Origin of the sequence: Cypionkella sinensis (genome assembly GCF_042646385.1) — a bacterium.
GTDB lineage: Bacteria > Pseudomonadota > Alphaproteobacteria > Rhodobacterales > Rhodobacteraceae > Cypionkella > Cypionkella sinensis.
The window spans coordinates 18,019-43,780 of the sequence record NZ_JBHRTO010000002.1; the positions used below are offsets into that span (position 1 = coordinate 18,019).

Annotated in this window: 25 protein-coding genes and 1 tRNA gene; 7 read left to right on the plus strand and 19 right to left on the minus strand. The window is 62.1% G+C overall.

Annotated elements, in window-relative coordinates; translation table 11 throughout:
- Nucleotides 1-23: 23 nt before the first annotated feature.
- From ACFOGH_RS15325 to ACFOGH_RS15340, 4 genes are all read right to left on the minus strand, one after another.
- Nucleotides 24-584, minus strand: coding sequence for a GNAT family N-acetyltransferase (locus tag ACFOGH_RS15325; RefSeq protein ID WP_380074040.1), 561 nt, complete (start codon nt 582-584; stop codon nt 24-26).
- A 332-nt stretch (nt 585-916) separates the two neighbouring features.
- On the minus strand, nt 917-1,186 hold the full coding sequence (gene rpmA / locus ACFOGH_RS15330; protein WP_380074041.1) for a 50S ribosomal protein L27: 270 nt from the start codon (nt 1,184-1,186) through the stop codon (nt 917-919).
- Nucleotides 1,187-1,192: 6 nt separating this feature from the next.
- Nucleotides 1,193-1,645, minus strand: a complete 453-nt coding sequence (rplU, locus tag ACFOGH_RS15335) for a 50S ribosomal protein L21 (protein ID WP_380074042.1) — start codon at nt 1,643-1,645, stop codon at nt 1,193-1,195.
- A 309-nt stretch (nt 1,646-1,954) separates the two neighbouring features.
- Complete coding sequence (locus ACFOGH_RS15340; RefSeq protein ID WP_380074043.1) at nt 1,955-2,800, minus strand: hypothetical protein; 846 nt, start codon at nt 2,798-2,800, stop codon at nt 1,955-1,957.
- Nucleotides 2,801-2,994: 194 nt separating this feature from the next.
- Here ACFOGH_RS15340 and ACFOGH_RS15345 point away from each other — a divergent pair.
- A tRNA-Ser gene (locus ACFOGH_RS15345) sits at nt 2,995-3,084 on the plus strand.
- A gap of 117 nt (nt 3,085-3,201) precedes the next feature.
- Here the strand turns inward: ACFOGH_RS15345 and ACFOGH_RS15350 are convergent.
- The 5 genes from ACFOGH_RS15350 to ACFOGH_RS15370 form a co-directional block, all read right to left on the minus strand.
- Nucleotides 3,202-3,582, minus strand: coding sequence for a hypothetical protein (locus tag ACFOGH_RS15350; protein ID WP_380074044.1), 381 nt, complete (start codon nt 3,580-3,582; stop codon nt 3,202-3,204).
- Complete coding sequence (locus ACFOGH_RS15355) at nt 3,579-3,983, minus strand: hypothetical protein (protein ID WP_380074045.1); 405 nt, start codon at nt 3,981-3,983, stop codon at nt 3,579-3,581. The genes ACFOGH_RS15350 and ACFOGH_RS15355 overlap by 4 nt, the downstream gene beginning before the upstream one ends.
- Entirely contained in the window at nt 3,976-4,098 is a 123-nt protein-coding gene (locus ACFOGH_RS15360; protein WP_380074046.1) for a hypothetical protein, read from the minus strand. The genes ACFOGH_RS15355 and ACFOGH_RS15360 overlap by 8 nt, the downstream gene beginning before the upstream one ends.
- Nucleotides 4,099-4,597: 499 nt before the next feature.
- Nucleotides 4,598-5,218 (minus strand): SOS response-associated peptidase, encoded by a 621-nt coding sequence (locus ACFOGH_RS15365; protein WP_380074047.1) that lies wholly within the window; start codon nt 5,216-5,218, stop codon nt 4,598-4,600.
- A gap of 217 nt (nt 5,219-5,435) precedes the next feature.
- Nucleotides 5,436-6,752: an RsmB/NOP family class I SAM-dependent RNA methyltransferase gene (locus ACFOGH_RS15370; protein WP_380074048.1), complete on the minus strand. Its 1,317-nt coding sequence runs from the start codon at nt 6,750-6,752 to the stop codon at nt 5,436-5,438.
- Between the two features lie 297 nt (nt 6,753-7,049).
- Between ACFOGH_RS15370 and ACFOGH_RS15375 the strand changes: the two genes are divergently transcribed.
- From ACFOGH_RS15375 to ACFOGH_RS15385, 3 genes are all read left to right on the plus strand, one after another.
- On the plus strand, nt 7,050-7,997 hold the full coding sequence (locus ACFOGH_RS15375; protein ID WP_380074049.1) for a diacylglycerol/lipid kinase family protein: 948 nt from the start codon (nt 7,050-7,052) through the stop codon (nt 7,995-7,997).
- Nucleotides 7,994-8,797: a metallophosphoesterase family protein gene (locus ACFOGH_RS15380; RefSeq protein ID WP_380074050.1), complete on the plus strand. Its 804-nt coding sequence runs from the start codon at nt 7,994-7,996 to the stop codon at nt 8,795-8,797. The genes ACFOGH_RS15375 and ACFOGH_RS15380 overlap by 4 nt, the downstream gene beginning before the upstream one ends.
- A 138-nt stretch (nt 8,798-8,935) precedes the next feature.
- Nucleotides 8,936-10,033: a sensor histidine kinase gene (locus ACFOGH_RS15385; RefSeq protein WP_380074051.1), complete on the plus strand. Its 1,098-nt coding sequence runs from the start codon at nt 8,936-8,938 to the stop codon at nt 10,031-10,033.
- 98 nt (nt 10,034-10,131) lie between these two features.
- Here ACFOGH_RS15385 and ACFOGH_RS15390 read toward each other — a convergent pair whose 3' ends face one another.
- The 7 genes from ACFOGH_RS15390 to ACFOGH_RS15420 form a co-directional block, all read right to left on the minus strand.
- The gene (locus ACFOGH_RS15390) at nt 10,132-10,557 is read right to left on the minus strand and encodes a response regulator (protein WP_380074052.1); all 426 of its coding nucleotides are present in this window, start codon (nt 10,555-10,557) and stop codon (nt 10,132-10,134) included.
- Between the two features lie 235 nt (nt 10,558-10,792).
- Nucleotides 10,793-12,346: a cisplatin damage response ATP-dependent DNA ligase gene (locus ACFOGH_RS15395; RefSeq protein WP_380074053.1), complete on the minus strand. Its 1,554-nt coding sequence runs from the start codon at nt 12,344-12,346 to the stop codon at nt 10,793-10,795.
- On the minus strand, nt 12,343-13,332 hold the full coding sequence (locus tag ACFOGH_RS15400) for a ligase-associated DNA damage response exonuclease (RefSeq protein WP_380074054.1): 990 nt from the start codon (nt 13,330-13,332) through the stop codon (nt 12,343-12,345). Before ACFOGH_RS15400 ends, ACFOGH_RS15395 begins: the two co-directional genes overlap by 4 nt.
- Nucleotides 13,333-13,491: 159 nt before the next feature.
- Nucleotides 13,492-16,383, minus strand: a complete 2,892-nt coding sequence (locus ACFOGH_RS15405) for a hybrid sensor histidine kinase/response regulator (RefSeq protein WP_380074055.1) — start codon at nt 16,381-16,383, stop codon at nt 13,492-13,494.
- 187 nt (nt 16,384-16,570) lie between these two features.
- Nucleotides 16,571-17,389, minus strand: coding sequence for a PRC-barrel domain-containing protein (locus ACFOGH_RS15410; protein ID WP_380074056.1), 819 nt, complete (start codon nt 17,387-17,389; stop codon nt 16,571-16,573).
- A gap of 206 nt (nt 17,390-17,595) precedes the next feature.
- Nucleotides 17,596-18,759: an MFS transporter gene (locus ACFOGH_RS15415; RefSeq protein WP_380074057.1), complete on the minus strand. Its 1,164-nt coding sequence runs from the start codon at nt 18,757-18,759 to the stop codon at nt 17,596-17,598.
- Between the two features lie 9 nt (nt 18,760-18,768).
- Complete coding sequence (locus tag ACFOGH_RS15420) at nt 18,769-19,593, minus strand: aldo/keto reductase (protein ID WP_380074058.1); 825 nt, start codon at nt 19,591-19,593, stop codon at nt 18,769-18,771.
- A gap of 165 nt (nt 19,594-19,758) precedes the next feature.
- Between ACFOGH_RS15420 and ACFOGH_RS15425 the strand changes: the two genes are divergently transcribed.
- The 3 genes from ACFOGH_RS15425 (at nt 19,759) to ACFOGH_RS15435 (ending at nt 22,705) form a co-directional block, all read left to right on the plus strand.
- Nucleotides 19,759-20,667: a LysR family transcriptional regulator gene (locus ACFOGH_RS15425; protein ID WP_380074059.1), complete on the plus strand. Its 909-nt coding sequence runs from the start codon at nt 19,759-19,761 to the stop codon at nt 20,665-20,667.
- Nucleotides 20,668-20,733: 66 nt separating this feature from the next.
- On the plus strand, nt 20,734-21,525 hold the full coding sequence (locus ACFOGH_RS15430) for a dimethylarginine dimethylaminohydrolase family protein (RefSeq protein ID WP_380074060.1): 792 nt from the start codon (nt 20,734-20,736) through the stop codon (nt 21,523-21,525).
- 178 nt (nt 21,526-21,703) lie between these two features.
- On the plus strand, nt 21,704-22,705 hold the full coding sequence (locus ACFOGH_RS15435; RefSeq protein ID WP_380074061.1) for a hypothetical protein: 1,002 nt from the start codon (nt 21,704-21,706) through the stop codon (nt 22,703-22,705).
- Nucleotides 22,706-22,798: 93 nt separating this feature from the next.
- Here the strand turns inward: ACFOGH_RS15435 and cydX are convergent, their stop codons facing one another.
- Genes cydX through ACFOGH_RS15450 form a run of 3 tightly spaced genes read right to left on the minus strand, consistent with a single transcriptional unit; the run spans nt 22,799 to nt 25,706 of the window.
- Nucleotides 22,799-22,915, minus strand: coding sequence for a cytochrome bd-I oxidase subunit CydX (gene cydX, locus ACFOGH_RS15440; protein WP_380074062.1), 117 nt, complete (start codon nt 22,913-22,915; stop codon nt 22,799-22,801).
- Nucleotides 22,916-22,927: 12 nt separating this feature from the next.
- Nucleotides 22,928-24,091 carry a cytochrome d ubiquinol oxidase subunit II gene (cydB, locus tag ACFOGH_RS15445; RefSeq protein ID WP_380074063.1) on the minus strand — a complete coding sequence of 388 codons (1,164 nt, stop codon included), beginning with the start codon at nt 24,089-24,091 and terminating at the stop codon, nt 22,928-22,930.
- A gap of 4 nt (nt 24,092-24,095) precedes the next feature.
- Nucleotides 24,096-25,706, minus strand: a complete 1,611-nt coding sequence (locus ACFOGH_RS15450) for a cytochrome ubiquinol oxidase subunit I (protein WP_380074064.1) — start codon at nt 25,704-25,706, stop codon at nt 24,096-24,098.
- Between the last annotated feature and the right edge of the window lie 56 nt (nt 25,707-25,762).

The window sequence follows — 25,762 nt, forward strand, 5'->3', positions numbered from 1 at the left end:
TTCGGTTCGGCGGGCGCGGCCCGTCACGCCAGTTTTTTCACATAGGTCCATGTCGGCACCAGACCGTTGCGCGCGACCGAGAAGGTCTCGGCATCGCCCAGATATTGAAAGCCGGTGTTGGTCAGCACGCGGGCCGAGCCGGGGTTGTCCTGAAACACCTCGGCAAAGATCGTGCAGTTCTTCTGCGGGTTGGCCGTGACCAGCGCCTTGACGGCCTCGGACGCGATGCCGGTGTTCCAGAACGCAGGTGCCACCCAATAGCGCACCTCGGATTGGCCATGCGTGGGCTTGTGCGCGTCCATCGGCTTGAGGCTGATCACGCCCAAAACCTCGGCCAGACCCGTGGCAGACCCGTCCATCACCCAGACCTGTTCATCCGAACGCCCACCCATCGCGCGGGTCACAAAAGCATCCGCCGCCCCCGGCGGCAAGGGATGCGGGATCGAATGGGTGGCTTCGGCCACGCGCTTGTCACCTGCATAAAGCGCAAACAGGCCTGCATCCGAACGGCGGACGGGGCGCAGCACAAAACGACCAGCGGCAATCTGTCCATCGGTCGGCACAGCAATCATATCCAGAACCACGGGCTTACTCCTGAAAGCCTGGGGAAATCCCCGGTTATCGTGACCGCGCGGCGGGGGCCGCACGGGTCGGTGTCAAATCTCCACGCCGGGCGGGGCCCAATCGCGGTCGTACTTGCGGCTTGCAACCGCCACGTTGCATCGCGGCCCAATCCCCTCCGCGATACAACCAAAGCGGTATATCGCATCCACCCCTTCTGCCAGATCAAAGCGGCGCATTTGTGAACGCCGGATGGCATGACAGCCCCCTAAGGCACAGGAAGGATGGGCCGAAATGAGAAAGGGGACCGGCCTTGCGGCCGATCCCCCGGATTGTTCCGATGTGGGCTTTCGACCTACTCGGCTGCCTCCGCAAGCGGGAGAACCGAAATGAACGTGCGACCTTTGAAACCCTTTTTGAAGGTGACGTGGCCTTCGACCTTGGCGAACAGGGTGTGATCGGTGCCCATGCCGACGTTTTCACCCGGGAACCAAGTGGTGCCGCGCTGACGCACGATGATGTTGCCCGGAATGGCGTGCTGGCCACCGAACAGTTTCACGCCAAGGCGACGGCCAGCCGAGTCGCGGCCGTTGCGGGATGAGCCGCCTGCTTTTTTGTGTGCCATGGGGGATTACTCCTGTGCAGCAGCGGCTTTGGCAGCGCGCTTCGGTTTCGCAGGGGCTTCGACCGGAGCGGCCGGAGCGGTGTTATGTGCCGCGCGACGCGCGTCAGCCGTGCCGGTTGCCGCAGCCACGCCGGTTTTGTCAGCGCCTGCCGACAGAACTTCGGTGACGCGAACCAGCGTCAGGTGCTGACGGTGGCCTTTGGTGCGCTGCGACGAGTGCTTACGACGACGCTTGACGAAGTGGATGACCTTTTCGCCTTTGATCTGGTCGATCACTTCGGCCTGCACCGCAGCACCAGCCACGAAGGGCACGCCGATGGTGGTGCTTTCGCCGCCAACCATGAGAATGTCGTTGAACTGGATCTTCTGACCAGCCACTGCGTCAAGTTTCTCAACGCGCAGAACGTCGCCCGCCTGCACCTTGTATTGCTTGCCGCCTGTCTTGAGGACCGCGAACATGGGTCTTTCCTTCTCTTGCTCCGCGTTCTGTGGCCCTAACGGTCTTTCGACCGTGTCGTGTTCCGGGTTGCCCCGCCTCGAACAGCGCGCCCCTGTGGGGCGTCATGAAATAAAGACCCGACGAGATTCGCACCTCGTCGGGATGCGCGCTTATGCGGTGGGTTGCGGGTGATGTCAAGCCTGACGGAAGGCAGGTCTTTGGCTTTCATCTTGGCATAAATACTCCCGCCGGAGGCATCCGGCATTGGCCAAAGGAGCCTCCGGCGGGGATATTTGAACAGAGAGGATGATGACCTAAGCCATGCCTGTTCAGATATCCTGCCCAGCCATCAGGCGGCCCGCGGATTGGCCGAGTTCTTTCGAGACCTGCACGAACATTGCATCAAAGGCAGTGAACATCGCGCGATTGGCCTTTTGCCCGGCGGGGGTTTCGGAAAAGGCGATGTATTGATCCAGTTCATGATCGCTCAGCGGCTGATAGGCCAGCATCAGGAAGGGAAACAACCATTCGGTGGTATCGTGCCGCACATCGGCTTCTTGGCCCCAGACCTCGGCCAGCATGTCATCTTCGGGCATCGGCTGCGGGAAAGCGCCTGCATCGTTCATGCCACGGTAGAAGGCTAGATTGCCGTTCAGCGCGCCCATGACGTTGGATTCAACCAGATCGTTGACCTCGGCGAAGTGATTGATCTGCGCCACGCGCGGCGTCTTGGCAGCTGCCGCCTTGGCCCAGACCTGCGCTGCGGCCTCGGTCGCCTTGTCGTCCAGCAGAGTTTTGCGGGCATCAATCTCGAGCGCCAGAATTTTCTGGCCCAAGGCGGTGCCGAAGAAATCGGTCATCGCCTGTTGCGTCGCGGCATCGTTTTGCAGCGCTTTGGTCAGCGCGGCATCGAAAATCGCATGCAGGCGGCCCGCGTCATAGACCTGGCTGACCACCACGCTCCAAGCCGCCCCACCTTGGCCGGGAAACAGATCGGCCTCCATATCCTTGCCATTGGCCAGCCCCTCGCTGCGCATCACCGCGATCAGCGCGTCGATCTTCAAGGTCTGGGTCAGCGCCGCAATCTCGGGTCGCACCGATTGCGTCTGCGCCAACAGCGGCGCGGCTGTGACAGGCATGACAAGACAAAGCGAAAGCAACAGGGGGCGCAGCATGACAAGCCTTTCACGACAATATCGACCCTAGCTACGGCGTTGCGACGGCGCTGCCAAGACCGCGACGGACACGCCTTGGTGAGCATCGGCAAAGCCCCGCGCAACGCTTGCGGCAAACTCTTTGCAAGAACAGGTGAAATCGGGGTTGCAAGCCCTGCCCGACCTCGCTAAATCCCCGCCACGATCCCTACCGCGGAGAGGTGGCAGAGTGGTCGAATGCGGCGGTCTCGAAAACCGTTGTCGGTTCGCGCCGACCCAGGGTTCGAATCCCTGTCTCTCCGCCAATCCCATCACATAACATATTGAAATTGTTAGGAAATCTGGGATTTCTGGCAACTCATACACACATAATACACAGTTTGGTTTCTGGCATGTGTAAGCCGCACCGGGTGCGGGCGACTCTATCCCTGTAGGGCAGAAGGCCGGGTGCGCTTGCGGTATACAGGCTCCGGCCCTCCCGCTGTGCGCAGAGCTGCGGCAAGCACTTCACCAAAGGGCAAGCCATAGCCATAGGCCAGAGCGTGTATGGTGCGCAGGCCGGGGTGGAGTTGCTTTCCATTCTCGAACATCACCAACTGGCTAGCGGACAAACCACAGCACGCGGTCACGGCATAATACGGCATATTGAGGCTCTTGCGGTGCGTGCGAAGCATCGGCCCCAGCTCCGGCATTGTGCCCCCGCGCTGTGCCAGCAACTCCCCCACCTCCGCCTTGACGCCAAAGTCCTCCGCAAGCTCCAGCAGGAGCCGCGTGGCCACGCCGGGGGGCAAGGGGTTGGTCATGGCGCTGCGTTGCGCACCACGGGCAAGGGCTGGGTGGTCCAGCGGGACACGATAAGACGATAACCTACGCCCAGCGTGTCCTCACCTTCGCCGTTGGCTACCAGATACCACTGGCCCACCGCGTCTAGGAGCGCGTCCGGTATGGCCCCGGTGAACGGCGCAAGGATCGTCACCACGCCTTCGCCCAGCCCCACCAGCGGCATAAGGTGGGGAGCGCTGTTGGCGTCCACCTCTTTCCAGCGAACCGAACCGGGTGCGGTTTCAATCCAATCGTACAGCGCCGGACCCACTGGGCGGCCCCGGTCGTTTAGAGCATCCACAGCCTTGTAGAGCTGGAACGGCCTGTAGAGCGGGCTTACTTTGGCAGCCCTACGGAAAGCGGCGGCGATTTGATCACTCATAGGTCCGCCCGTCCTCTTTCCCCCAGCCCACCAGTTGCAACGCGTTCTCCAGCGTCATGCCAGCGCCCACCAGAGTGCCCACGGCCCGCGCCCGGCCTGCCACGTCCGCAGACATCATAGAACCCGTGGACAGGGAGGTAACGCCCACCTTGGCCAACTCCGGCAGCGACGCGGGGTCAGGTGGTGAACACCATAGCGCGCCGCAACTTGGCGATCAGAAAGGTAGATTTCAGGCATTTCAGTCTCCATGCATTCCTGTGCAGAGAGACTGGTTGCGATGCGATCCTTCGAAAATTGGGGTAGTTGAACTTACCCCAGGGACTTTGAACTTCCCCCACTTTTAGAACCGCTTGATAAGGCCCTGTTTGCAGGGTCGCTGTGCGGCCCCTGCCGGAATGTCGCGGCGAACGACGACACGAGTGTGTTCCGCAGTATTGTGTTTGGCGCGGGCGAACCTCCCTGATCTTGCAGGCAAGACAGGGCGAAGCTGGCCCACGGCATCTAACTCCATGCGGCGGGTCATGGCATGGCCAGCCAAAACGCCAATGGTTTCCCTCGATCCAGTGCCGCAAGGCTGGCCTGTGGTTCAAGGCGCTGCCGGTGCCAGCAGGCGGTCAGATCGGCCCGTCCAGCAACTGAAGCGCGCCATCCGCCAATGGCCGCTGCAACTGTGCCGCCACATCAAATGGCGCCTGTAGCCAGGTTTCCCACTCATCCGGTTTCGTCAGAATAACTGGCATCGCTTTGGGATGCACCGAAGCAACCTCGGCATTGGGGGCGCAGGTCAGAAAGGCAAACAGGTCATCCGTCGTCTCGCCATCCTTCACCTTGCGCAGCGATTTCCAGCCGCGCACTTCGATCCCGGCAAAGAACATCGGCTGCCCCTCTGCTGCGGGGCCAAACCATTGATTGCCGCCCGGTTTAGGCTCGGCAAACCTTGTCACCGGGACAAGACACCGATGGGCCGGGCCCAGCCAGCGCCGCCAATGCGGCGAGGCCAGATTGCGCACATTGGTCACGCCGGGATCTCGCGCGGTCTTCAGCACCGAAGGCGGCGACGGCATGCCCCAGCGCGCCCGCACCAACTCCAACCCGTCAGACCTGTGGCGGATGATCGGGGCCAAGCGGTCGGGGTAGATATCGCCCGGCTCAAGGTTGCCGGTTTTGTTTTCAAGCCCTGCGAACAGCTGGCGCATCGCATCAACGGCCATGGTATGATTGTAGAGATTGCACACTCTGACATCCTCAACTCAGGCGTTTCCGTGGGGCCCATGGGATGCATGAGACCCGCATAGTTTGGTGCCTTCTGCCAAGCATAACGTCGCAAAAGCCGTGCGGATACCACTACCATCCTGTGCAGGCCGGAGGTGGGCGGGAAAGGCAACCCCCACCAGCGGACGACCGCCAGCCTGTGTCGCGAAGTTAACCTCGCGAACGTGCCACAGGCCCGCGTCAGGCCTGATCGCTTGGGGTAGGCAAGGCATCGCGTTGCAGGACGGCTGCGAAAAAGCCATCGGTCCCATGACGCGCGGGGGTGAGTGACAGGTGATCAGACGGGATCGCGCCTGCCAGTTCAGGCACAGCCTTGGGCACTGGCAAGAGGCGAAAACCCGCGCTTGCCGCCAGAAAGCGGGTGATCTGCGCCTCATTCTCATCGGGCAACATCGAACAGGTGGCATAGACCAGCCGCCCGCCGGGTTTCACCAGACGCGCTGCACTCGCCAGAATCCGGGCTTGCAGCGAGACAAGGTTTTCCAGCCCCAGTTCCGGCGCACGCCAGCGCGCATCAGGATTGCGCCGCCACGTGCCGGTGCCGCTACAGGGCGCGTCGATCAGCACGCGATCAAACCCGCCCTTGTGGCGTTTGACCCAACGGTCGGTTTCGCTGGCCAGCAGCCTTGTTTCGACATTGTGCAGTCCGGCGCGGCGGTGGCGTTCGGCACAGCGCTTCAGCCGGGTTTCGTTCACATCGCAGGCAACCACATGGCCCTTGTTTTTCATCTGCGCCGCGATGGCCAGCGTCTTGCCCCCTGCCCCAGCGCAGAAATCCACCACCCGCTCGCCCGGCTTGGCATCGACCAGAAGCGCCACAAGCTGCGAGCCTTCGTCCTGAATCTCGATATCGCCGGTTTTCAACCCCGACAGCCGCGCCAGTGACAGACGCTCGGCCAGACGGATGCCCAGCGGCGACAGCGGTGTCGGCTGCGCGCGCAGCCCCATCGCCTGCAATCTGCGCAGCGTGGCCTCGCGGGCGGTCTTGATCGGGTTGATGCGCAGATCCAGCGGCGGCGGGGCCAAAGTTGCCGCCATTTCGGCACCAAATGCTGCGCCAAACCGCTGTTGCAGCGGCGCAACCGCCCAAGCCGGACACTCCAGCGCCACGGCTTCAGGCATATCGGGATGGCGCAGCCGGTGCCCCTTCAACGCCTCCAACAGAGCATTTTCGGCAGCGGTCAGGGCGCTGGGGGCGAATGGCGCGCCATCGAACAGGCGCTGGATCTGGCTGGGGTTTTGCCCCTCACCAAGTGCCAGCCAAGCCAACAGCCGGTTGCGCGGCTTGTCCTGCGCGTCTTGCCGCGCCAGCCACCAGCCCAGCCGGGCGCGATGGCGCAAAAGAACATAAAGCAATTCCAGCACCGCACCGCGATCGCGGTCATCAAGATCGCGGCGGCCCCGGAAAAAGGCTGACGTGACAGCATCGGCGGGCCGAGCGGCTGTTTCAACTTCAGTCAGCAGATCAAGAGTGGCTTGCAGCAGAGTGGGGATCACGATCAGACGGTCGATTTGAAATGGTGAAAGGCATGGTCAGGCGGGAAAGCCGAAGTCGCTGCGCGCGCCTGTTTGTCAGCCCCCGGCAGCCTTGCCGCCTGTGGCGTAATTAACGGTGCGATCAGTGTTTGAAAACCGCCATTCGCGCTCGGCGCGGCCAATTCGACACCGCGCGGCAGGTGGCATTCTTTGTTACGCCACCCGCGCGCCCGCCGCCGTTCGGAAAATTTGCCCTCGCTCCATTGCATTCGGCACAAACTGGTCCAACTTCAAGCATCTGTCAGTGCAGGAGCCGCGATGAACACGCCATCCCCAACCCTTAACCTTGCCGCGTGCAAGGTGGCTTTGGTGCTGAACGGGGCTTCTGGCAAAGCCGATGGACATGCCAATCAAGACATGATCCGCGACAAGCTGACCCCGCATGTCAAAGAATTTGTGCCCTATCCGGTCAGCAACGGTGCCGATATTCCCAAAGCGGCAGAGCGCGCGGTGCAGGACGGGGCCGATGTGGTGATTGCCCTCGGCGGCGATGGCACGCAATCGGCGGTGGCCGGGGCGCTTGCGGGCACGGGATCGGTGATGGGGGTGCTGCCGGGCGGCACCTTCAACTATTTCGCCCGCGAGTTGCAGGTGGGCGAGACCTTGGAGCAGGCGCTTGACACGCTGATCACCGGCCAGGTGCGCAGCATGGATGTGGGCGATGTCAACGGCCGGGTTTTCCTGAACAACGCCAGTTTCGGCGTCTATCCAAAGATCCTCGAGCGGCGCGAGGCGATTTACAAACGCTGGGGCCGCAGCCGGATTGCCGCCTACTGGTCGGCTTTGGTCACGTTGTGGGAAATGCGCGACCCGATGCATCTGTGGGTGACGCTGGACGGCAAGCGGCAAGAGTTCCACACGCCGCTCGCCTTTGTGGCGCGCAGTGCCTATCAGCTTGAAAACATGGGGCTTGAGGGGGCCGAGGCTATCCGCGCCGGCAAGTTGGTGCTGTTTCTGGCCAAGGGCCACGGCCCGCGGCAACTGATTGTGGCGGGATTCCGGCTGGTGATCGGCAAATCGGTGCGGGGACAGGATTTTGATCTGCTGGTGGCCGATGAGATCGAGATCGACTCGCGCCAACCTCGCCGACTGCTGGCCTTTGATGGTGAGAAGGAACGCGCAACCGGGCCGTTCAAACTGCGGGTGCAGCGGGATGCGTTGCGGGTGATCGTGCCTGCCGGGGGCGAAAAGGCCACCGCTGCATGATGCGGATCGTGCATCTGACCGATCTGCATTTTGGCCTGCACCGGGCGGATCTGGTGGAGCCTTTGCAGGCAGCCATTCTGGAGAACCGCCCCGATCTGGTGGTGGTCTCGGGCGATCTGACGCAGCGGGCGCGGTCAGGTCAGTTTCGCGCCGCGATGGATTTTCTGCGCGGTCTGGGCATTGCGCTGATGCTAATCCCCGGCAACCATGATCTGCCGCTGTTCAACCCCTTTGCGCGGCTGCTGAACCCGTTTGGCGCCTATCGGCGCGGTGCTGCACGGGAGATGACTCCGGTGATGCAGGTGGGCCGCGTGCGGCTATTTGGCGTCAACACCGCCGATCCGCTGCAATGGCGCGGCGGCGTTGCCCGCAGCGATGAAATTGCGCGCATCTGCGCCAGCTTGCGCGCGGGGCCACAGGATACGTTCAACATTCTGGTCAGCCATCACCCGTTTGAGGAACCCCCCGGCTTTGAACGCGGCGAGACCCGCAACGGGCTTGAGGCGACACAACAGCTGACCGAAGCCGGTCTGCACGTGGTGCTGTCGGGCCATCTGCATCATTGGAACATCGGGCTTGGTGTTTCCGCGCAGGCCTCGCGCCCGCTGCTGCATATCCAGACCGGCACAGCCTTGTGCAGCCGTATAGGCGAGCGTGATCACGGCTTTTGCGTGCTAGAGGTCGAGCCCGCCACGTTGCGCGCAACCCGCTGGTTGGTGGCAGAGGATCGCGCACAGTTTGTGCCAGAAGCCCCGGCGCTTTTTGGCTATGAAAAGGGGTTATGGCATAAGTTCGCTTGACTGCGGCGGCTGGAAAGGATTTTGCAAAGTCTCTAGATCAGCGCCAAGTTGCGCTGACCCTCACAGACTTGCGCATTTGGGAACCAAAACCAAAGCTGTGCATTATACTTGACCATCTACCACGTTCGGAATCACAGCATGACCTCATCGAAATACGTCGGACCGCCGAAAACACCGGGCGCTGTCGCTGACGTGCCCGATGCCCTATCGGGCGGCCTGACCGCTCAGACCTCGATGCCCGACTTTGCCGCGATTGCTGATGCGATGCCGCAGATGGTGTGGTCGACCCGGCCGGATGGCTTCCACGATTACTACAACGCTGGCTGGTATGAATTCACCGGCATGCCGGTGGGCAGCACCGATGGCGAGGCTTGGAACGGCATGTTCCACCCCGACGATCAGGAACGGGCATGGAAGCTGTGGTCGCAAGCGCTGGAAAGTGGTGCGCCCTATGAAATCGAATATCGCTTGCGGCACCATACCGGCGAATATCGCTGGGTGCTGGGCCGTGCACGTGCAGTGCGCGATGCCAACGGGCAGATCGGGCGCTGGTTTGGCACCTGCACCGATATCCATGACACCAAAAAGGCCGCGGAATATGTCGAGCTTCTCAGCCAGGAACTCAGCCACCGCATCAAGAACATTTTCGCGATTGTGCAAAGCCTGATCGGCTTGTCAGGTCGCCGTGCGCCGGAATCGGCCGCCTTTGCGCGCGACTTGCAGGCGCGCATTGCGGCCTTGGGGCGGGCGCATGATCTGGCGCGCCCGCACAGCGATCAATCGCGCCCGCATCATGGCGGTGTCACGCTGCACGGTCTGGCCCGCGAAATCCTGCGGCCCTATATCGCCATGGATGACGGTCGCATCACCATCGGCGGTGAGGATGTTTCTGTAGATGATGCAGCGGCCACACCCTTCGCGCTGATCCTGCACGAGTTGGCAACCAACGCCAAGAAATACGGCGCTTTGTCTGCCGAGGCAGGCAAGGTTGACATCACCTCGTCGTGCGAAGGCGATGAATGCAGCCTGATCTGGACCGAGACAGGCGGGCCGGGGATTGCCGCTGCGCCCACCGAAACAGGCTTTGGCACCAAGCTGATGCTGGCCAGCTCGCAATCGCATCTGAACGGCAAGATCGGCTGGAAATGGAATGCCGAAGGGCTTGTGGTGACAGTCACCTGCCCGCGCTCCAGCCTGCTGCGCGCCGCTTACACGCCGCATACCCCAGAGGCCTGACGCTAAATCGCAGAGCCTCGCACAATGAAAAATCCGCCTGCGATCAGGCGGATTTTTTCTATTCAAAGGCACGGGCCTGATCGGCCCGCCGATTGCGTTCAGGCCCGACGCTCTTGCGCGGGAAACACGGTCAGCGCCGAGGGCGGCTGCGCCATGTTGCTTTCGGCACCCTTCAGACCCATCACATATTCCACCGTCTGCCGAATGGTATGCGGATCGGTCGGCTTGTGCAGCACCCCAATCGCACCCGGCACGCCATCGCCCAGCATTCTGGGGTTGGCGGTGATGAACACCACATTCACTCCGAAATCACGCGCCAGACGCGCGCCAATCTCAGGCCCCGTCGCGCCATCGCGCAGGTTCACATCCACCAGCGCCACATCAGGATTTGCCGCCCCAAGCTGCAACGCGCTTGGAGTGTCGGCAGCAATGCCAACCGTTTCAAACCCGAAATCTTCGAGCGTCGCTTCCAGATCCATCGCGACGATGATCTCGTCCTCGACAATCAAAATGCGTCCTGCCATGTTAACACCTATTCGTTTCACACATTCTGCCTCGAAAATCACACGAGGCCTAGTCTAACGGGCCATCAAAAGCATGGTTCCCTGTCAGTGCGGCTTGCGCGCTACATGTTGCGCGGAATCTTACATCTTACAGGTCACTGACAAGCCAAGTTTACACGCTGAAATGCTGAATAACCGCCATTTGCGCCGATTTAAGGGCGATTGCGCCAATTACAACCTTATTTTGCTAAGGAATTCACAACATCGTGCGCAGTGTGGCCAAGGTGTCAGCCTCGGCGGCGGGCTTGTCCCAGCGGATGCGCGAAATGCGCGGAAACCGCATGGCAAGGCCGGCACGGTGGCGGGTCGAAAGGTTCAGCCCCTCAAACGCGACCTCGACCACCAACAAGGGGGCCAGTTGCCGCACCGGGCCAAAGCGCTGGGTGGTGTTCTTGCGCACAAAGCGATCAAGCTCTTTCAACTCTTCATCGGTAAAGCCGAAATATGCCTTCCCCACCGGCACCAGCTCTGCGCCATCCCAGACGCCAAAGGTGAAATCGCTGTAAAAGCCTGATCGTTTGCCATGGCCGCTTTGCGCGTAAAGCAGCACCGCATCAATCACCATCGGATCGCGTTTCCACTTGAACCACGGCCCGCGCGGACGCCCCGCAACATAGGGCGCGTTGCGGCGTTTGATCATCACGCCTTCGATCACCTGCGCCGGAGGATTGGCGCGAATGGCCGTCAACTCATCCCAACTGGTGAAAGGCAGCAATGGCGAAAGATCAATGCGGGGGCTGGTGAACGCCACCCCTTCCAACCGGGCGCGGCGTTCTGACAGCGGCAGCGTGCGCAAATCCTCACCCTGCCAGGTCAGAACATCATAAAGCCGCAGGCTGGCCGGATGGCTCTGCAGCATGGCTTTGCTGACCACCTTGCGGCCCAATCGCTTTTGCAGATCGGCAAAAGGCGCGACATCGGCGTCGCGCCGGATCAGCAATTCGCCATCCACCGCGCCCTCAAAATCCAGCACATCCAACAGATCGGGGAAGGCCGCGCCAATATCCTCACCCGTGCGCGAATAAAGCCGCCGCATCCCGCCCTCGGATACCGCCTGAACCCGGATGCCATCCCATTTCCATTCGGCAAAGTAATCCGCCGGATCAAGCGGTGGCAGGTCGTCGGGGGTGATCGCCGTTGACAGCATCACCGGGCGGAATGGTGCGGCAGCGGCAGCCTCAGGGCGCGCCCCGCCAGCCAGCCACGCAAACAGCACGCCGTAAGGTGGCACCAGACCGTGCCAGATTTCCTCAATCTCTTCAACGCTGCGGGCCGAGCCTTGCGCCAAGGCCACCCGCGCCAGCCGCGCCGACAGCCCCACCCGCATATTGCCGGTGGCGAGTTTCAGGAACGCCAGACGTTCGGGCGGGGCCATTCGATCCAACATCGCCGCAATCGCGGCGGGCAGCGCCAATTTGCCAGTGTCGCGCAGCAGCGCCACCGCATCAGACAGCGTCACCTCGGGGCCAACCACACAGCCATCAGGCCAGATCAGCGCGATGGTTTCCGCCAGATCACCGACGAAATCATAAGACAGCGCAAACAGCTTTTCATCCACCCGCTCGCCCGCCAAACGCCGCAGCAACGAGGGCGAGACTTGCCGCAAATCCAGGCCCCCCGTCAGCGCCGCCAAAGCCCAGCCGCGATCCGGGTCAGGCGTGGCGGCGAAATAATGCGCAAGAATGGTCAGCTTGGCATTGCGGCCCGCGGTAAAGGCCAAACGCTCTAACAGGCGGGCGAAGGCTTTCATTCCGGCTCATCCTCATAGCCCACCAACCGCAACGGGCGGGCAGCTATGCCCTCGATTTCACACCAGCGCATCAGCCCATCCTCGGTGCCATGCGTGATCCAGACCTCTTGGGGGCCAAGTTCGCGGATGGTGGCTGTCAGTTGCGGCCAATCAACGTGGTCACTGATCACCAAGGGCAGTTCCACCCCGCGCTGCCGCGCCCGCGCCCGCACCGTCATCCAGCCTGACGCATAGGCGATCACCGGATCGCGAAAGCGCTGCACCCAGGGGCTTGCAAAGGCCGAGGGCGGGCCGATGATCAGCTTGGCATCGCCGGGGTCGGTGGCCGACACCAAGGGGCCCAGGTCGATGCCCTGTTCCACATGATAATCGCACAGCCTCTTGAGCGCACCATGGATAGCGATGGGCGCGTCATGGCCCGCCGCCCGCGCCAGCGCAATCACCCGTTGCGCCTTGCCCAGCGCATAGGCGCCCACCAGATGCGGGCGGTCGGGAAACTCGGCCATGCTGGCCAAAAGCCGCGCCGCCTCGGCCAAGGGATCGGGATGGCGGAACACCGGCAAGCCAAAGGTCGCCTCGGTGATGAAGATGTCGCAAGGCACGGGTTCAAACGGCAGGCACACCGGGTTCGGCGCGCGGCAATAATCCCCCGACACCACGATGCGCGGGCCATTATCCGGCACGATCAGGATTTGCGCCGAACCCAGAACATGCCCCGCCGGGTGAAAGCTGACCGTCACACCGCCCACCCGCAGCGGCCCTTCGGCGATCTGACGGCTGGCGGTGAAATCATCGCCGTAGCGGATCGCCATGATCTCCAGCGTCTGCCGCGTCGCCATCACCGCGCCATTGCCGGGGCGAGCGTGATCGGCATGGCCATGCGTGACCAAGGCGCGCGGCACCGGGCGCAATGGGTCGATATAGAAATCACCGGGGGCGCAATAAAGCCCCATCTCGGTGGGATACAGGATTTCGTCAGCGCGCATCGAAACAAGCGCCGGGTGCTAGGGGCCGAGCAAAGGCTGGAGCGGCGCGGCAGGCTGGCTTCATCGCAAGAATTCCCATGACATCAGACTGATAACAACGCCGCGCCGAAATCGTTCCCGCGCCACAGCAGCCGCCATGCCCCAGGCATCACGGCAGCGCTATTTCTCCAACACGGTCAGAATGGCATCTTTCAACTCGCGGTCCGAGAACGGCTTACCCAGAATGGTATAATTCTGCAACCCTTCCGCCCCGGTCACGCTGCGCCCGCCGGTCGCGAAGATCACCGGCAGATCGGGCTTGATCGCCACAGCACGCTGCGCCACTTCCACACCCGACATATCCGGCAAACCGACATCGACGATCAACAGATCGAAATCTGCCGCCTGCAACAGCGCCAACGCCTCGGTGCCCGAACCCACGCCTTCCGCGACACAGCCGCTTTCGACCAGCCCATCGACCAGATCCATGCGGATCAGCATCTGATCCTCGCACACCAGCACCCGCAACCCAACGATGGCAGCCGAGGCCGTCACCACTTGCACAGGCGCCGACACGGCAGTCTCCGCCCGCTGCGAAGCAACGGCGACAGCAGGCGCACAGGGCTTGCCCAGCACTTCGCGGATTTTCAGCGCCAGTTGCTCTTGCGTGTAGGGTTTGCTCAGCAGTTGCACCCCCGGATCAAGCCTGCCGCCATGCACGATCGAATTGCGCGTATAGCCCGAGGTGAACAGCACCGGCAGATGCGGGATCAGATGGCGCGCGCGGTCGGCCATCTCGCGGCTGGTGACTTTGCCCGGCATCACCACATCGGTGAACAACAGATCAATCCGCGCGCCGCTTTCGATCACCGCCAAGGCCCGCTCGGCATCGCGGGCTTGCAGCACGGTATAGCCCAGATCGTTCAGCAGATGCGCTGCGGTGATGCGCACATCCTCGTCATCTTCCACCAGCAGAATGGTCTCATGCCCGCCCGCCAGATCATCAGCGGTCAAGCTCGGCGGCAGTTCTTCGGCATCCAGCGAGCGGGGCAGATAGATTTTCACCGAAGTGCCACTGCCGATTTCGCTGTAAATCTTGATATGGCCGCCAGATTGTTTGACAAAACCGTAGACCATCGACATGCCCAAGCCAGTACCGCGCCCTTCGGGTTTGGTGGTGAAAAACGGGTCAAACACCCGCTCGATCACATCCGCCGACATGCCCGAGCCGGTGTCTGTCACCGCCAGCATCACATATTGCCCCGGCACCACATCCAGATGCGCACGGGCATAAGCCTCGTCGAGATAGGCGTTGCCAATCTCGATGGTCAGCTTGCCGTGCCCTTCCATCGCATCGCGGCCATTGATCGCCATGTTCAGCACGGCGCTTTCAACATTGGTGGGGTCTACACAGGTGTTCCACAACCCACCGCCGACGATGGTTTCCACCTCGACACCCTCGCCGATGGCGCTGCGCACGATATTGCCCGCATCACGCAACAGCCTGCCCAGATTGATCACCTTAGGCGCCAACGGTTGCCTGCGCCCAAACGACAGCAGTTGCGAGGCAAGGGTCGCCCCCCGCTCTACCGCCTTCATTGCCAGTTCGATGCGCGGCAGCACGTCTGATCCGGGGTCGATGCGGCGCATCGCCAGTTGCAGACTGCCGCTGATGGTTTGCAGCAAGTTATTGAAATCATGCGCAATACCGCCCGCCAGATTGCCAATCGCCTCCATCTTCTGACTTTGGCGGAGGGCGGCGTTAACCACCTCAAGCTCGCGGTTGCGCTCGGCCACGCGGTCTTCGAGTGTCTGGTTGATCTGCGCAATCGCGGCTTCGGCCAGCTTGCGGTCTTCAATATCGGTGTTGGTGCCGACCCAGCGATCGACGACGCCCTCGGCCCTGTAGATCGGCACGGCCCGCACGATGAACCAGCGATAGACGCCATCATAGCGACGGATGCGGAACTCGGTCTCGTACAACTGGCCCGTCGCGACCGCCGCCGCCCACTGCGCCGCGGCAGTCGGCAAATCGTCGGGATGCACCGCCTGACCCCAGGCCGAGCCGTAAAGCCCAGCCTCATCAAGCCCGGTATAGGCATAGGCCTGATCGTTCAGCCAGTCCAAGCCGCCATCGGGTGCGGCGGTCCAGACCTGATTGGGCATGGATTGCGCCATGACGCGGAAACGTTCGCGCGTCTCGACCAATTCGGATTCGGCGGCCTTTTGTTTGGTAACGTCATGGCCCTGCACGAAAATGCCGGTGGTCAAACCTTCCGAGTCGCGCATGGGCTGAAAGATGAAGTCGACATGACGCTCGATTTCAGCGCCGCCTTCGGTTGGGCGCAGCCGCACCACCGCGCCTGTCTGCGAAAACGGTGTGCCAGACGCATAAACCTGATCCAGCAATTCAAAAAAGCCCTGCCCCTGCAACTCGGGCAAGGCCGCCCGCACGGTTTGGCCCAACACATCCGCCCGCCCAATCAACTCTTTATAGGCGTCGTTGGTCAGTTGGAAAACATGCTCTGGCCCCGACACAATGGCGATAAAGCCGGGGGCCTGATCAAATATGGTTCGGAAAAACTGCGCGATGCTGCCAAGCTCTAGGTTCTGCCGCGCCACCACTTCGGCCCGGCGCACCATCGTGGTGTGATCGGCGGGGTTCGCCGCACGCTCCGCCGCCGAAGCGACATAAAGCTCGGTCACGTCATTGGTGTTTTGCAGCAGATATTCCACCGCCCCCTGCGGATCCAGCAGCGGCGTGTGTGTCGCGCTCCAATACCGGGCCTGCGCCGTGCCGTCCGCCGTGGTGATCGGATACGGGATCAGCGGCAGATGATCAGTGACGCCGCTTTCAAACACCCGCTTGAACGAGGCGTTCAGCATGCGTTCGGCGATAGAGTCGGGCGGGGCGGGAAATTCTTCGGTGATGATACGGCCAATCACCTGCGCGCGGCTACGGCCAGTGACGGTCAGATAGGCATCATTCGCCCAGATCATCCGCAAGTCGCGGTCCAGCAGCACATGCGGCGAGGGCGACGAAGCGAAGATGGCATCCAGATCAATCAACATCCGCGCGGTCCTCGTGGCAGGGTGGGCCGACTGCTGCGCGCCCGATCAAAGGTTGCTTCCGGGTTAAACAAGCACATAACTTTGTCAACACGGCCCGTGCCATGCTGTCGGACATTTACCACTGAACGGATAATGTCGCAAAAAGGCCCGCCGACAAGGGCGGGCCTTCTTTTTCATGAAATGGCTGTTAGCCTTCATACTTCGGCAGGGCTTCCAGTTGCTCTTTGGTCTGCCCCAGATAGACACGCAGCTCGTCGCCATCGGCTTGTTTCAGGATGTCCACATCGGCCAGCGGCAGGGCTACGGGCTTTACGCCCATGCCAAGGAAACCGCCGACATCAATGATCACGTCCGAGACCTTGCCATCTGCCGACAGCACAAGGTTGGCCACTTCGCCGATCGACGCATCGGTGGCATCATACACCTTGGCGCCGGTCAGTTTTTCCGAGGTCAGCATCGTGGCATCCGCCGCGACATAGCCGTCCTTGGTCATCGGTGCGCGCGCAGCGCCTGCGGCCATCGCATCGGTCGCAGTGGCATCAGCCGCAGGCGCAGCCTCGGTCGCCGGAGCCATCGCATCACCGTTCATCGCATAGGGCGGTGCCGCTTCGAAATCGGCGCGCTTGGCCGACATCACCAGGAAGAAGTCATCCGGCTTGTCTGCGGTGGCGCTGTCGCTGACGAATTTGATCGCCTCCATGCCAACGGCGACCTGACGCTCGCCCATGCCAAGGAAACCGCCGATATCAACCAGAACCGCATCGACCTTGCCATCGCGCGAAAGGATCACGTCGTTGACTTCGCCGATGTCATCCCAGCCTTCTTGGGTGCCGTTGTATTCGGTGGCATCAATCGCAGCTTCGGATGCGTAGATGCGCATCCCGATAAAGTCCGAGGCCCGCACATTCATCGGATCGGCAGCAGCGCGAAACGCAGCAACGTCTTGTGCAACAGCGGCACCGGCAAGACCAGCAAGCAGGGCGGTGGAAAGCAGAAGCTTTTTCATCTCTATCTCCAATATGATGTGACGCATTCAGCGCTGTCTGAAAAACGTCACTCCTACCGTGTGGTTCCGAAATTAATCAACAAATTCAATCGGAACCAGATAGTCATTCGCGCGTTGCGGCGGAACGTGCTGTGCCGAACAGGTCGCAAAAGGGCAACAAATACTGGCTTTGCCGCCCCTTTGCCGATCAGAACAATTCCGCCGCTTTACGCAGCCACAGCCACCCGCTGACGGCCCAGCCAGACCAGTGCCAGCCCCGTGGCCGCCGTTACGCTGCCGATCACCGGCACCGCCGCATAGCCAAACCCCGCAGCAATCACCGCCCCGCCCAAGGCCGCGCCAATGGCATTGCCCAGATTGAACGCCCCGATATTCACCGAAGACGCCAGACCCGGCGCATCGGCTGCGGCCTGCATCACCCGCATCTGCACCGGCGGCACAATGGCAAAAGCCGCAGCGCCCCACAGAAACACGGTGATCGCAGCCCCGATCTGGCTGTTCAGCGTCAGCGGAGCCACCAACATGATCGTGGCAAGTGCACCCAGAAAGATCGCCGTCGCCCCATCCAGCGACCAATCCGCCACGCGCCCGCCCAGCCAGTTGCCAACGGTAAAGCCCAGACCGATCAACACCAGCGCCAAGGTCACAAAGCTGTCCGAGGCCCCGGCCAAACTGGTCAGCACCGGCGCGACATAGGTGTAAAGCGCGAACATCGCACTCGCCCCCAAAGTGGTGGTGCACAACGCCAACAGCACCTCGGGCCGGGTCAGCACCCGCAACTCGCGCCGCACATCAGGCCGCGCCCCTGCCGCCGTCGCAGGCAAAGCCAGCCACAGCGCCGCCATGGTCAAAAGCCCCAGCAGCGCGGTTGCGCCAAATGCCGCCCGCCAGCCCACGCTTTGCCCGATCCATGTCGCCACCGGCACACCGCCGATATTGGCGATGGTCAGGCCCATGAACATCGTGGCCACGGCACTCGCCTGCTTGTCCTTTGGCACCAGACTGGCCGCCACCACCGACCCCAGCCCGAAAAACGCGCCATGATTCAGGCTGGTGACAACCCGCGCCGCCAACAACGTCCAGTAATCCGGCGACAGCGCCGACATCACATTGCCCAGCGTGAAAATCGCCATCAGCGCCATCAGCGCCATGCGCTTGCCAAAGCGCGCGAACAGCAGCGTCATCGTCGGCGCGCCCACCATTACCCCGATGGCATAGGCGCTGACCAGCAGCCCCGCCGATGGGATCGAAACCCCCACCCCCTCGGCGATCACCGGCAGCATCCCCATCGGCGAGAACTCGGTGACGCCAATGCCAAAAGCCCCGATGGCAAGGGCCAGAAGTGGCCAGTTGAATTTTTGCGTTTGCATGATGTTTCCTTACGCGACCCAGTCCGGGGCCAGACCCTCGGGGCTGACGATGCGGCCGTTCGCACGGGCGAGGCCGGTGATTGCGGCCATCTCGGCCTCGGTCAAAGTGAAGTCAAAAATGGCAAAGTTCTCGGCCAGACGGGCGGGTTTGGCGGTCTTGGACAGGGTGATCACCCCTTGCTGCATCAACCAACGCAACCCGACTTGCGCCGCCGTCTTGCCATGCCGAGCGGCAATCTCTGCGATCAGCGCATCACGCGGCACCGCGCCATCGGCCATGCCGAAATAGGCGGTCAGCGCTGTGCCGGTCTGCTGCGCCGCCGCCACCATGGCGGATTGGTCCAGATAGGGATGCATCTCGATCTGGTTGGTCACGATGGGCGCAGCGCTGGCGGCAACCGCCCGACGCAACTGGTCGCGGTTATAGTTGCTGACGCCGATCAGCCGGGTCTTGCCCGCCGCCTGCGCCGCGTTCAGCCATTCGATCTGGCGCTCAACAGGCACCGCATCGCCGGGCCAATGCGCCAGCAGCAGATCGACCCGGTCCACCCCCAGTTTCTCCAGACTCTCATCGACCGAGGCCATGAAACGCTCGGCGCTGTAGTTCGCCACCCAGACTTTCGTCGTCAGGAACAGATCGTCACGTCTGGCCCCCGCCGCCGCCAGCGCCCGGCCAAGCGCAGCCTCATTCTCATAAATCTGCGCGGTGTCGAAATGCCGGAAACCCGTTTCCAGCGCGGCGGGGACCACCGCTTCGACCTCGGCCTCGGTCATGCGGAACACGCCAAATCCAAGCGCGGGGATGCTGGCCCCATGGGCCGTTATGGTTTGCATATCATCTCTCCTGTCACACGGCAGGTGCCGCTGTCGCGCAAGGCAAAGCCATCGCTGTCATCGACCTGCCTTTGCAATGACGCTGACATAGACCTGCCGTCGGGCCTTGATAATCCGGCCAATCTTCGCATCATCTGTGAACATACTTCACAGATGAGGACAGACATGGACAATCGCGCCGGCGAAATGCAGGTGTTTTTGCGGGTGGTCGAAAGCGGCAGCTTCTCGGAAGCCGCGCGGCATCTGCGCATGACGCCCTCCACCGTCTCAAAGCTGATCGCGCGGATCGAGGCCCGGCTGGGTGTGCGCCTGCTTGAACGCTCCACCCGGCGGCTGTCGCTGACCGGCGAGGGGCGGATTTATTACGACCGCAGCCAAAGCCTGATCCGCGAACTCGATGCCGTCGAGCGTGATCTGACCCAAGGCGCGGCCAGCATCACCGGCACCGTCCGGGTTTCGGCATCGGTGGGCCTTGGCATGGTGGCCATCGAGCCGCTTCTACCCGCTTTCTGGCAAGAGTTTCCGCATATCGCGCTGGATCTGTCGATCTCGGATGAGGTGGTCGATCTTTATCTCGACCGCACCGATGTGGCCTTTCGCGTCGGCCCCTTGGCCAACTCCGGGCTGACCGCGGTAAAGCTGGGTTCTGCACCGCGCAAGATCGTGGCAGCATCCGCCTATCTGCACCGCCGCGGCACCCCGCAAACTGCCGCCGATCTGGCCGATCACGCCTGCCTTGGCTTCAACTTCCGCCGCGTGGCCCCGGTCTGGCCGCTGCACGACGGCAACCGGGTGGTGGATAGCCACGTCTCCGGGCCTCTATCTGCCAACAACGGCGAAACCCTGCGGCGGATGGCGCTGGCGGGCATGGGCCTTGCGCGGATGGGCGAGTTTCACATCCGCGACGATCTGGCCAGCGGTGCCTTGGTCGAGGTGCTGGCCGATGCCATCGCAGGCGACCGTGAAGATGTGCATGCGGTGTTTCTGGGCGGCGATCACATGCCGCGCCGGGTGCGGGCGTTTCTCGATTTCATGGTGCCAAAGCTGCGCACCTTTCTGGCCGTCGCGGACTGAGTTGCCCCGTTTGCGGGCCGCCGAAGTTTCGCCTAAGGTCGCGCCAGTTCGGATCAGGAGTCTTCCATGCAATCTTACACCTTCAGCCACGCGATCACCCGCAAGCCCTCGCGCAGCATCATCGCGGGCCTGCGCGCGGTCGATACCGGCACGCCGGATCTTGGCGTCATGCAGGCGCACCATGTCGATTACATCGCAGCCCTGCGCGCGACCGGGGCCGAAGTGATCGAGCTGGACGCGCTGGAAGCCTTCCCGGATTCGGTGTTTGTCGAGGATACCGCCCTCTGTCTGCCGCAAGGTGCCGTGGTGATGCGCCCCGGCGCACCCTCGCGCTTGGGTGAAGCCGCCGAAATGGCCCCACATCTGCAAGCACTTTACGGCACCGTCCTGCGCATCACGGGCGACGACAGCTATATCGAGGGCGGCGACATCCTGACGACCGAGACCGAAATTCTCGTCGGCCGCTCGGCCCGCACCAATGCCGCCGGGGTGGCGGAACTCACCCGTCTGGTCGCCGACTGGGGCCTGCCGGTGCGCGAAGTTTTCACCCCGCCGGGGGTTTTGCACTTCAAAACCGATTGCTCGCTGCTGGACGCTGAAACCATCCTCTCCACCCGCCGCCTTGCCGCATCTGGCTGCTTTGCGGGCTACAAGATGATCTATGTGGCCGATGGCGAAGAAGCCTGCGCCAACACCATCCGCTTCAACGATCTGGTCATCATGCCCGCAGGCTTCCCGAAAACCCGCGCAACCTTGGATCAGGCGGGCTACAAGGTCGTCGAGATCGGCAACAGCGAATGCGCCAAACTCGATGGCGGCATGTCGTGTCTCTCGCTGCGCTTCACCCCGAAACGCTGACTTCATCTTGGCCTAAATACTCCCGCCGGAGGCTTCCGTCGCTGGCGGGGGGAGCCTCCGGCGGGAGTATTTATCACCAATGTGAAGGGTTAAGCGCTTGCGCGGATTGAATTTCACGCGGCAATATGGTGGGGATTGATGCGGATCGCGAAACAATGTGGGATTGGTTGAGGCGAGTATGACTGACCCAAAGCCTGCGGGCCAGACCTTCAATATCGTGGCCGTGGTGCAATCGGGCCGCTTGCAATATGAGGCGTTGCTGCTGGCCGCCTCTTTGCGCGCCACCAACCCTGATTTCGCCGGAAAGCTCTATCTGGCCGAACCGCAGCAAGGCGGCGCGTGGCCGAAATCGGTCGCTGTCACCAACCCGGCCCTGCGCGAGGTGCTGACCAACCTTGGCGCCGAATTTCTGCCGTTTGAAGCGCGGCATTTCGGCGAAAGCTATCCGCATGGCAACAAGATCGAGGCACTGGCCGCCCTGCCCGACCAGCCCTTCCTGTTTCTCGACACCGACACGCTGATCACCGGCGATTTCGCCAGCGTCGGGTTTGATTTCGCCAAGCCCTCGGCCTCAATGCGGCGCGAGGGCACTTGGCCCACGCAGGAACTTTACGGCCCCGATCTTGGGCAAACATGGGCGGCGCTTTATGATCGCTTTGGTCTGGATTTTGTCAGCACCATCGACACCAGCCAGCCCGAAAACTACTGGCAGCGCTTCCTCTATTTCAACGCAGGCTGGTTTTTCCACGAAAGCCCCAAGGCCTTTGGCCAGCGCTTTCTCGACTATGCCCTGACCATCCGCGATGACCGCCCCGAGGCGTTGATCTGTCAGGAAATCTACCCCTGGCTGGATCAGATCGCCTTGCCCCTGGTGATCCACAGCTTTGGCGGCGGGCGACCGGGGCCAGAGTTGGCGGGGTTGGATGGCGATGTGACCTGCCATTATCGCACATTGCCCCTGCTTTACGCCCGCGAAACTGACCGCGTGGTTGAGGTTTTGGAACAAGTGGCCGGAGAAAAGGAAATCCGCCGCATCCTGCGCGATCACGAGCCTGCCCGCCTGATGATCTACCAGAACCGCGGCCGCAAGGTGCGCGCGCTGTTCGACCGTGACGATCTGCCCCGGCGCGAACAAGCCATCCGCTTTGTGCTGAAGCGCGAAGGCCTCTGGCTGCGCTAGCCCCCCACACCCCGCCGCCCCGGACTTGATCCTGGGCCTCATGGCGGCAAAGCAGAGGCCCAGGATCAAGTCCGGGGCGGCGTGGCAATAGCCTCAGTCGTCCAGATTGCCGATCTTGCGGGCGTCTTCCTGCATCTCCAGCCACATCGCGTTCAGCACCGCGAACAGCGCGGCCAAAGGCAGGCCAAGCATCCAGGCAAAATACCACATGATTTGCTCCTTTCAGTAAAGACTGTGCGAATTTTCGGCCACATCCGCTTCGGATACCTTGCCCCACAGCACCTTATAGACCCAGGCGGTATAAAGCAGGATCAGCGGCAGGAAGATCGCGGTCGAAACCAGCATGATGAACAGCGTCAGATGCGAGGATGAGGCGTTCCACACCGTCAGCGACGATCCCGGATCGCTGGACGACGGCAAGATGAACGGGAACATCGTCAGACCGATCGAGGCGATCATGCCGAAGATCGCGGTTTTCGACGCCAGCAGCGTTGTCACCTCGCGCCCCGCCCGCAGCCCAAGGAAGGCCAGCAGCCCGCCCAGCACGCCCAGCGCCGGGGCAATCGCGATCCACGGGCGCAGGGCATAGGCCTCCATCCAACTGCCGCCCTTCGCCACTTCGAAATGCAGCGGGTTCGACGGGCCATCGGTCACGTAATCGCCGACAATTCTGTAGCCGTCAAAGCCGTAGGCCAGCCACAGACCCAACCCGATATAGCCGCCCACCGCCACCAGCGCCGCAACCGCGCCGATCTGCCGCGCGCGGGTTTGCACCGCGCCATCCGCCTTCAGCGTCAGCCAAGCCGCGCCATGCATCACCAGCATTGCCAGCGACACCACACCGGCACACAGCGCGAACGGGTTGAGAAGGCTCAGGAATTTCACATACCACACACCTTCATAGATCGCGTGCAGATCATCGGTGAAATGAAACGGCACGCCTTGCAGCACATTGCCCACCGCCACACCAAAGATCGTCGCAGGCACCGCACCCCCGGCAAACAGCGCCCAATCCCAGCCATTGCGCCAACGGGCCGAGTCGCGCTTGGACCGGTATTTGAACGCCACAGGCCGCACGATCAGCGCCGCCAGCACCAGCCACATCGCCAGATAAAACCCTGAAAACGACACCGCATATAACGGCGGCCAAGCGGCAAAGATCGCACCGCCCCCCAGGATGAACCAAACCTGATTGCCCTCCCACACCGGGCCGATGGTGTTGATCGCCACGCGGCGTTCAGTGTCGGTCTTGGCGACAAACGGCAGCAGCGCCCCCACCCCCATGTCAAAGCCATCGGTCAGCGCAAAGCCGATCAACAGCACGCCCACCAGCACCCACCAGATCAGGCGCAGAGTTTCATAGCTGACAAGTTCGTTCAGGATCATGATGTTACTCCGCTGGCATTGCGATGGCATCGGCGTTCTTGCGCCCCATCAGCCGGATTTCATGGCGCTTCATCCACGCCTCGGTTTCCGCCACTTCCAGATACGGGCCTTTGCGGATGTATTTCAGCATCAGCCCCATCTCGACGATGAACAGCACCGAGTAAAAGATCACAAACCCCGCCAACGTGATCGCCACCTCGGTCATCGACAAGGCCGAGACTGACATCGCCGTGGGCAACACCCCGTCCACCGTCCACGGCTGGCGGCCGAATTCGGCGACAAACCAGCCCATTTCGGCCGCGATCCACGGCGCCGGGATCATCCACACCGCCATATGCAGCGCGGGGCGCGGGAATTGCATCCGCTTGAACGAGGCGCGGTAGAAGAAATACAGCATCGTGCCGATGAACAGGAACCCCAGCCCCGCCATGATGCGGAAGGCCCAGAACAGCGGCCAGACCGTCGGCACCGTGTCATTCGCCGCCATCTTGATCTGTTCTTCCGTCGCCAGATGCGGCGTGTCGGTGTATTTGCGCAGCAGCAGGGCAAAGCCAAGGTCAGCCGAGTGCAACTCGAACGTGTCCTTGACCACCTGCGGCGTCGCATCCCGCTCGGCCCGCAGCGTCAGCAGCGCTTCATATGCGATCATGCCCGAACGGATGCGCACCTCGGCTTGCTCGACCAGTTCCGAGATACCGGGGATTTCCGTGGTCAGCGACCGCGTGCCAATCAGCCCCATCACGTAGGGAATGTGGATCGCGTAATGCGTCTCGCGCGCCGCCTGATCCGGGAAGCCAAAGGCGGTGATCGGCGCGGGCGCAGGCTCGGTGTGCCACATGCCTTCGATCGCTGCGAGTTTCATCTTCTGGCTGTGGGTGGCGTTATAACCGGATTCGTCGCCCAAAAGCACCACCGAGAACGCCGAGGCCAAGCCAAACGCCGCCGCCACCGCAATCGAGCGGCGCGCGAGTTCAACATGGCGGTCGCGCAGCAGATACCACGCCGACACCCCCAGCACGAACACCGAGGCCGTCACGTAACCCGCTGAAACCGTGTGGACAAATTTCGCCTGTGCCACCTCATTGAACAGCACCGCCCAAAAGTCGGTCATCTCCATCCGCATCGTCATCGGGTTGAAAGCGGCCCCCACCGGGTCTTGCATCCAGCCATTCGCGATTAGAATCCACAGCGCCGACATGTTCGAGCCAATCGCCACCAGCCAAGCCACCATTAGGTGCTGCACCTTGCTCAGCTTGTCCCAGCCAAAGAAGAACAGCCCGACAAAGGTCGCCTCCAGAAAGAACGCCATCAGCCCTTCAATCGCCAGCGGCGCGCCGAAAATGTCACCGACATATTGGCTGTAATAGCTCCAGTTCATGCCAAACTGGAATTCCATCGTGATCCCCGTCGCCACGCCGATGGCAAAGTTGATGCCGAACAACGCACCCCAGAATTTGGTCATCTGCCGCCAGATCGGGCGGTTGGTCATCACATAGACGGTTTCCATGCAGGCCACGATGATCGACAGGCCAATCGTCAAGGGCACGAACAGAAAGTGGAACATCGCCGTGGTGGCGAATTGCAACCGGGAAAGTTCAACGATGCCGAATTCCATATCATGCTCCTGCTGATCGACCGCGCCGAAATCGCTTGTCCGATGGCGCTGGCGGC

Excerpts from the sequence above, each read along its gene's own strand:
- ACFOGH_RS15355 (WP_380074045.1), bottom strand. The coding sequence starts at position 3,983 with ATGAGTGATCAAATCGCCGCCGCTTTCCGTAGGGCTGCCAAAGTAAGC.
- ACFOGH_RS15435 (WP_380074061.1), top strand. The coding sequence starts at position 21,704 with ATGACTGACCCAAAGCCTGCGGGCCAGACCTTCAATATCGTGGCCGTG.
- ACFOGH_RS15410 (WP_380074056.1), bottom strand. The coding sequence starts at position 17,389 with ATGAAAAAGCTTCTGCTTTCCACCGCCCTGCTTGCTGGTCTTGCCGGT.
- ACFOGH_RS15400 (WP_380074054.1), bottom strand. The coding sequence starts at position 13,332 with ATGCGCGCTGACGAAATCCTGTATCCCACCGAGATGGGGCTTTATTGC.
- ACFOGH_RS15420 (WP_380074058.1), bottom strand. The coding sequence starts at position 19,593 with ATGCAAACCATAACGGCCCATGGGGCCAGCATCCCCGCGCTTGGATTT.
- ACFOGH_RS15405 (WP_380074055.1), bottom strand. The coding sequence starts at position 16,383 with ATGTTGATTGATCTGGATGCCATCTTCGCTTCGTCGCCCTCGCCGCAT.
- ACFOGH_RS15350 (WP_380074044.1), bottom strand. The coding sequence starts at position 3,582 with ATGACCAACCCCTTGCCCCCCGGCGTGGCCACGCGGCTCCTGCTGGAG.
- ACFOGH_RS15380 (WP_380074050.1), top strand. The coding sequence starts at position 7,994 with ATGATGCGGATCGTGCATCTGACCGATCTGCATTTTGGCCTGCACCGG.
- rpmA (WP_380074041.1), bottom strand. The coding sequence starts at position 1,186 with ATGGCACACAAAAAAGCAGGCGGCTCATCCCGCAACGGCCGCGACTCG.
- ACFOGH_RS15430 (WP_380074060.1), top strand. The coding sequence starts at position 20,734 with ATGCAATCTTACACCTTCAGCCACGCGATCACCCGCAAGCCCTCGCGC.
- ACFOGH_RS15425 (WP_380074059.1), top strand. The coding sequence starts at position 19,759 with ATGGACAATCGCGCCGGCGAAATGCAGGTGTTTTTGCGGGTGGTCGAA.
- ACFOGH_RS15360 (WP_380074046.1), bottom strand. The coding sequence starts at position 4,098 with ATGTCTGCGGACGTGGCAGGCCGGGCGCGGGCCGTGGGCACTCTGGTG.
- rplU (WP_380074042.1), bottom strand. The coding sequence starts at position 1,645 with ATGTTCGCGGTCCTCAAGACAGGCGGCAAGCAATACAAGGTGCAGGCG.
- ACFOGH_RS15395 (WP_380074053.1), bottom strand. The coding sequence starts at position 12,346 with ATGAAAGCCTTCGCCCGCCTGTTAGAGCGTTTGGCCTTTACCGCGGGC.
- ACFOGH_RS15340 (WP_380074043.1), bottom strand. The coding sequence starts at position 2,800 with ATGCTGCGCCCCCTGTTGCTTTCGCTTTGTCTTGTCATGCCTGTCACA.
- ACFOGH_RS15375 (WP_380074049.1), top strand. The coding sequence starts at position 7,050 with ATGAACACGCCATCCCCAACCCTTAACCTTGCCGCGTGCAAGGTGGCT.
- ACFOGH_RS15390 (WP_380074052.1), bottom strand. The coding sequence starts at position 10,557 with ATGGCAGGACGCATTTTGATTGTCGAGGACGAGATCATCGTCGCGATG.
- ACFOGH_RS15385 (WP_380074051.1), top strand. The coding sequence starts at position 8,936 with ATGACCTCATCGAAATACGTCGGACCGCCGAAAACACCGGGCGCTGTC.
- ACFOGH_RS15450 (WP_380074064.1), bottom strand. The coding sequence starts at position 25,706 with ATGGAATTCGGCATCGTTGAACTTTCCCGGTTGCAATTCGCCACCACG.
- cydB (WP_380074063.1), bottom strand. The coding sequence starts at position 24,091 with ATGATCCTGAACGAACTTGTCAGCTATGAAACTCTGCGCCTGATCTGG.
- ACFOGH_RS15415 (WP_380074057.1), bottom strand. The coding sequence starts at position 18,759 with ATGCAAACGCAAAAATTCAACTGGCCACTTCTGGCCCTTGCCATCGGG.
- cydX (WP_380074062.1), bottom strand. The coding sequence starts at position 22,915 with ATGTGGTATTTTGCCTGGATGCTTGGCCTGCCTTTGGCCGCGCTGTTC.